A 5,659-nucleotide genomic window follows, 5' to 3' on the forward strand; every position below is an offset into this window, starting at 1 on the left:
GCGCCACGGCGAAAAGCAGGCCTCCCGACGTCTGGGGATCAAAGATAATATCGTAGAAGAAGTCCTCCACCTCGCTTATGACATGCTCTTTATAAAAATCCCTGTTCCTGTACAGACCGCCGGGTACAAAGCCGGATTTCACGAGTTCCACTGCCTCCGCGAAATAGGGGATCCTGTCTTTGAATATCTCCACGCCGATAGATTCCCTGATCATCTCCTTGAGGTGGCCCACAAGCCCGAAACCCGTCACATCCGTACCTGCGTGCGTCCTGACAGAGAGCATTGCCTCCGATGCCTTTCTGTTCAGTTGCGCCATGATCTCAACCAATCTTTTGATAGAACCTTCACTGAGGACCTTCCCTTTAATCCCTGTGTTCAAAATTCCTGTGCCAAGCGGCTTCGTCAGGATCAGGGCGTCACCGGGGAGTGCCCCTTCATTCAAAATAACCCTGTCGGGATGAACAACACCGGTTACCGAAAGACCGTACTTGATCTCTTCGTCATCAACACTGTGTCCCCCCAGGAGACTTACGTCTGCCTCCCTTATCTTGTCTATCCCTCCCCTGATAATCTCCTTGAGAACGGCTATGCCAAATCTTTTCAGGGAAAAGCATACCATGTTCAACGCCGTCTTCGGCACAGCGCCCATGGCATAGATGTCACTCAGGGCATTCGCCGCGGCGATCTGTCCAAACCAGTAAGGATCGTCCACAATGGGCGTAAAAAAATCTATTGTCTGGACAATGGCGACCTCGTCGGTGATCTTGTAGACACCGGCGTCCTCAAAACCTTCTATACCGACAATCACGTTTTTGTCCTCTGGAATCTCTATCCCGCAAAGGATGTTCGTCAGGTCACCCGGACCTATCTTTGACGCTCACCCTGCTCCACGGACATATTTTGTTAATTCGATATCCATACCTTTCCCGTTATTGTAGTAAATTACTCTTTGCCTTTCAACAATGCCTTTCTTCCCGGCCTGGTATTCCCGTTTTGTCTGTCCTCAAAGTACTGGATCCTGTACTTACGGTCATCGATCTTCTCTATGCCCGCATAATAGCAGCAGCTCCCGCTCTTGAAATTATTATCAAATACCCGCAGCTTCCCGTCCTGAAAATCTATCCGCACATAACAGAAACCACCGGGGAGTTCAGACCTCCGTTCTTCCACAACGATGCCGAGACCCCACCGCTTATAATATTTGTGGTACACCCTGTCTCCGACCTGCAAGTAAAGCGAGTAATCCTTTACCATAGTGTATTTATAGCACATCTCCGCGCCGTGTAACAACGAAAAGAGCCTGCCATGGATAAAAAAACGGGGGCATGAAAGCCCCCGTTTTTTCTGTAACAACCTATCTTACTGGTGGTCAGCCCACTTTCCGTATTTTTCTCTCAGCATCCTGTGAAGTATCTTGCCGGCGCCGCTTCTCGGCATCTCTTCATCCTTGATGAAGATAATGTTCTTCGGCACCTTGAAACCGGCTATCTTACCCTTACAGTGGGCGGTGATCTCTTCAGGTGTTGCAGTCTGTCCCTCATGGAGAACGACAACCGCAGTTACCTGTTCGCCCCATTTCTCATGCGGCACGCCGATAACCGCAACGTCTTTGACCTTCGGGTTTCCACCAACACAATTCTCGACCTCTGAAGGGAAGATGTTCTCGCCGCCGGAGATGATCATGTTGGCCTTTCTGTCAACGAGATAGATATAGCCCTCTTCATCTCTGTACCCCATATCGCCTGCGCTGAAGTATTCGCCCTTCATGGCTGCCTTGGTCTTCTCGGGATCCTTCCAGTATTCCTCGAAGAGCATCGGGCTTCTTGAGTAAAGCTCACCGACTTCGTTCGGTTTCGTCACGAGGTTGCCTTCCTCATCATAAAATTTGATCAGGTCCGTACCAATAACCTCACGGCCGCAGGAACCGAGTTTAGTAAGCTGTTCATTCGGTTTAAGAACGGTAACAATGCCCGCCTCGGTGGAGCCATACGCTTCATTGAGCTCTGAATTCGGAAACATCTTCAATACGCCGAGTTTCGTATCCCTTCTTGCCGGGGCAGAGGAGATAAGGAGTTTCTTAACAGTGCTCAGATCATATTTCTTCTTTACGTCATCCGGCAGGGCAAGCATCATGATGTAGTGGGTTGGTACCAGGGATGTAAAGGTGACTTTATGGTCTGAGAAGGTTTTCAAAAGGTTCTCGGGACTAAAGCTTATCATGTTATAGGCCATAACAGTGCCGCCCACCCAGGTTGCCACGAAGGAATAAAAGAGTGAGTTGACGTGGCAGCAGGGCATTACAAGGAGATTGCAATCGTCAAAGTTGAACTGGTGGTCAAAGATCATGATGAAATACTGGGCAAACAAGGATGCGTGGGTCTTCACAACCCCTTTCGGTTTTCCTGTTGTTCCGCCTGTATACATGATCACCCACGGGTCATCGGCGTCAACTGCCGTTGCCGGTTCTTCCGGGCTTGCCTTTGCGAGGGCATCTTCATAGGAGACGAAACCATCGTAGTGCGGGTTGTCAAAGGCGAAAGAAACGTATTTTCCCACGGTAGGCAGGTTTTTCTTCATCTCATTCACCTGTTTTATCCATGGGAATTCCTTGCCGTCAGCGGGATCTGATCCGCCCTGAACGATAAAAACCTTGCACTCACTGTGATTGATGTTGTATTCCATTTCCACAGGTGCAAGCCTGAACATAAGGGGTACACATATAAATCCGCCTTTTGCTGCTGCTCCATAGATCTCAAGCCATTCCACGCAGTTGTACGCAAGGACCGCAAACCTGTCACCCTTTTTCATACCCATATCCGCAAGGGCGTTTGCGAGTCTGCTGGCTCTTTCATCCCATTGTTTGAATGTGTAAGCCTTGTACAAATCCTTGATTCCGATCTTGTTCGGCCATTTAAAGGCGTTTACCCTCAAAACGTCTTTTGCCGTCATCCAGTGACCGTTTTTCATAATACCTCCTCAATATGTTTTTGTTAATAAATATTTTTTAAAAACCTCTTTTTACTCAACAAGCTCCAGCAGATGGTACACCTTCTGGGGCATCTTGTTCTGCAACACATTGTCAATAAGGTTTATCATGCAGCCCGGACATGCCGTTACCACGATATCCGCCCCCGTCGCCTTGATGCCGTTCATCTTTTTCGCTGCTATCTTTTTCGTCAGGTCGTAATGGTAGACGCTGAAGGAACCGCCCATACCGCAGCAGAGATCCGCGTTGGGCATCTCTGCGTATTTCAGTCCTTTCAGACCCTTGAGGATCGCCCTCGGCTGGTCCTTGATGTTCTGGTACCGTATGAGGTGGCACGGATCATGCCAGGTAGCGGTCTTGCCTTCAAACTCCTTCTTCAATGTGAGCTCTTCGGGCTTTACCTTCATGATATCGATGATAAATTCGGTAGCGTCTTTTACCTTCTTCTCGAATGCCTCATAGCGTTTCTGCTGGTCTTCGTTGTCGGGAAGATATTTCTGGTAGTCCTTGAGCGTTGAGCTGCAGGTACCGCAGGCCGTGACGATATAATCAACATCCTTGAAGGCCTCGATGTTCTTTTCCGCCAGCAGCCTTCCTGTTTCAACATCACCGCTGAAGTAGATCGCCGCCCCGCAGCAGCTCTGGCTCTCGGGAACAACGACCTCTATCCCTCTCTTTGTAAGAAAATCGATGAGCTTCAGTCCCAGTTCAGGGTAGACAAAATCGGTGGCGCAGCCCATGAAGAAACCGACCTTCATCGTTGGCTTTTCATTGTTTTGCGGTTTATATACCGGCTTCACTATCTCACGGAGGAACTTGTCGGCAAGCGCCGGGATATTCCTCCCCTGGCCCAGGGCCTTCAGGAAGTCAGGGAGATGCCTGATCTTCCCTTCCGTCTTCGGCAGGAGCCATTGAAACGCCTTTGCCAGCTTCACGTACTTCCCGAACGCCTTCCGGTTCGCCATCACCTTCCTGAAGGCAAAGTTCTTGATAGCGCCGAGACCCTTTTTCTTCACCATCTCTGCCCTGGCCCCGACGACAACGCGGTCGATCTGCGTCTTCGACGGGCAGTTGGCAGCGCACCGCTTGCACAGAAGGCACTTGCCGATGATCTCGCCCATCTCCTTGGTAAATTCCTGCCTGCCGGCCAGGATCTCCCGCACGAGGTAGTTTTTCCCCCGTGCCACGCTGGTCTCCGTGTGCTCTTCCTGGTAGACGGGACAGAAGAAGCTGCAGAAACCACACTTCATACACTGGGCGGCGTATTGTTCTATTTTTTTCAGTTCTTTCAAGTTATCCAAAGCTTCCCCCTTCTCCTACCAGATCTTGCCAGGATTCATGATATTGTTCGGATCAAAAAGCTGCTTGACGCCCTTCATCATATTGATTATGTTGGGATCGATGACCCGCCGGAAGAATTTCTGCTTCTCGAGACCGATGCCGTGTTCTCCGGAGAGGACGCCGCCGAGCTCAACGGTAGCCCCGATGATCTCATCGAGACCCTTGAGCGCCCTTTCGTAGGCCTCTTTATTGTTGATGTCCGTGAGGATGGAGGGGTGAAGATTGCCGTCGCCCGCGTGTCCCAGAACGGTAATCTCCAGATTGTATTTCTTCGCTACCTCTTTGCATTTCCTGATGAGATCGGGCATCTTGTTCCTCGGAACGGTGACATCCTCCGCCAGGACCGTGGGGGCCTTGCCGAAGACCGCGGCAAACCCCGCGCGTCTCGCGAGCCAGTATCTGTCCGCCTCGGCCTGGTCCTTGGCAACCCGTACGTCCACCGCGCCGTATTTCTTCGTGATCTCGACGATCTGCTCGACCTCCTTCTCCACTGCCTCGGGGATGCCGTCGCACTCGAAGAGCAACACCGCGTCCGCGTCTTTCGGAAGCCCCATGGGCATCATCTCCTCGATCCTGTTGATCACCCAGTTGTCGAGGAACTCGATCTTGTCGGGGATCACGCCGTTTTCAAGGACCCGGTAGACGCTTTCCCCGGCCACGGCAACGTCGGCGTAGACCGCCATGATCGTCTTTCTCGCCTTGGGGAGGGGGTTTAACTTCAGCTCTGCCTTCGCGATGATCCCGAGGGTCCCTTCGGAGCTGATGAAGATGTGCATGAGGTCGTAGCCGACCACGTTCTTCAGCGTCCTTCCGCCGAGATTGACGATGTCGCCGTTGGCGAGCACGACCTCGAGGCCCAGGATGTACTGCTTGGTCACCCCGTATTTTACGCAGGCAGGTCCCCCGGCGTTCTCGGCGATGATCCCGCCCATCGTGGCGCCCAGGAAACTCTGCGGGTCAGGCGGGAAGAAAAGGCCTTCCCTGCCAAGGGCCATATTCAGGTCCATGAGGACGACGCCGGGCTCCACGGTGGCGGTCAGGTTCTCTTTATCGATCTTCACTATCTTGTTCATCTTGGTGAAGCATATGACAATGCCTCCCTCGATCGGCACCGAGCCGCCGCTTACGTTTGTCCCGCCGCCCCTCGGGGTAACAGGTATCTTCTCCGCGTTCGCGATCTTCATGATGGCAGAGATCTCCTTCGCCGATGTGGGAAAAAGGACAATGTCGGGCTCGTGGATCCAGCTTGTGGTGCCGTCATAGGAATAGGCCTTTAACGCCTCAGGGGACGTTAGGGCATTTTCCTTGCCAACGATTTTTTGGAATTCTGTT

At 51.9% G+C, this 5,659-nt stretch carries 5 protein-coding genes; all 5 read right to left on the minus strand.

All coding sequences use genetic code 11. From position 1 onward, the window contains the following. A partial coding sequence (selD, locus tag PHU49_13685) for a selenide, water dikinase SelD (GenBank protein MDD5245056.1) occupies window positions 1-826 on the minus strand: 826 nt, incomplete at its 3' end. Window positions 827-942: 116 nt separating this feature from the next. Next, window positions 943-1,353, minus strand: a complete 411-nt coding sequence (locus tag PHU49_13690; GenBank protein ID MDD5245057.1) for a hypothetical protein — start codon at window positions 1,351-1,353, stop codon at window positions 943-945. A 6-nt stretch (window positions 1,354-1,359) separates the two neighbouring features. After that, on the minus strand, window positions 1,360-2,967 hold the full coding sequence (locus PHU49_13695; protein MDD5245058.1) for an AMP-binding protein: 1,608 nt from the start codon (window positions 2,965-2,967) through the stop codon (window positions 1,360-1,362). 51 nt (window positions 2,968-3,018) lie between these two features. Beyond that, on the minus strand, window positions 3,019-4,287 hold the full coding sequence (locus tag PHU49_13700) for a (Fe-S)-binding protein (protein MDD5245059.1): 1,269 nt from the start codon (window positions 4,285-4,287) through the stop codon (window positions 3,019-3,021). Window positions 4,288-4,302: 15 nt separating this feature from the next. Then, window positions 4,303-5,659: FAD-linked oxidase C-terminal domain-containing protein (locus PHU49_13705; GenBank protein ID MDD5245060.1), on the minus strand; the 1,357-nt coding region annotated here is incomplete at its 5' end.

It is taken from the genome of Syntrophorhabdaceae bacterium, from assembly GCA_028713955.1.
GTDB lineage: Bacteria > Desulfobacterota > Syntrophorhabdia > Syntrophorhabdales > Syntrophorhabdaceae > UBA5609.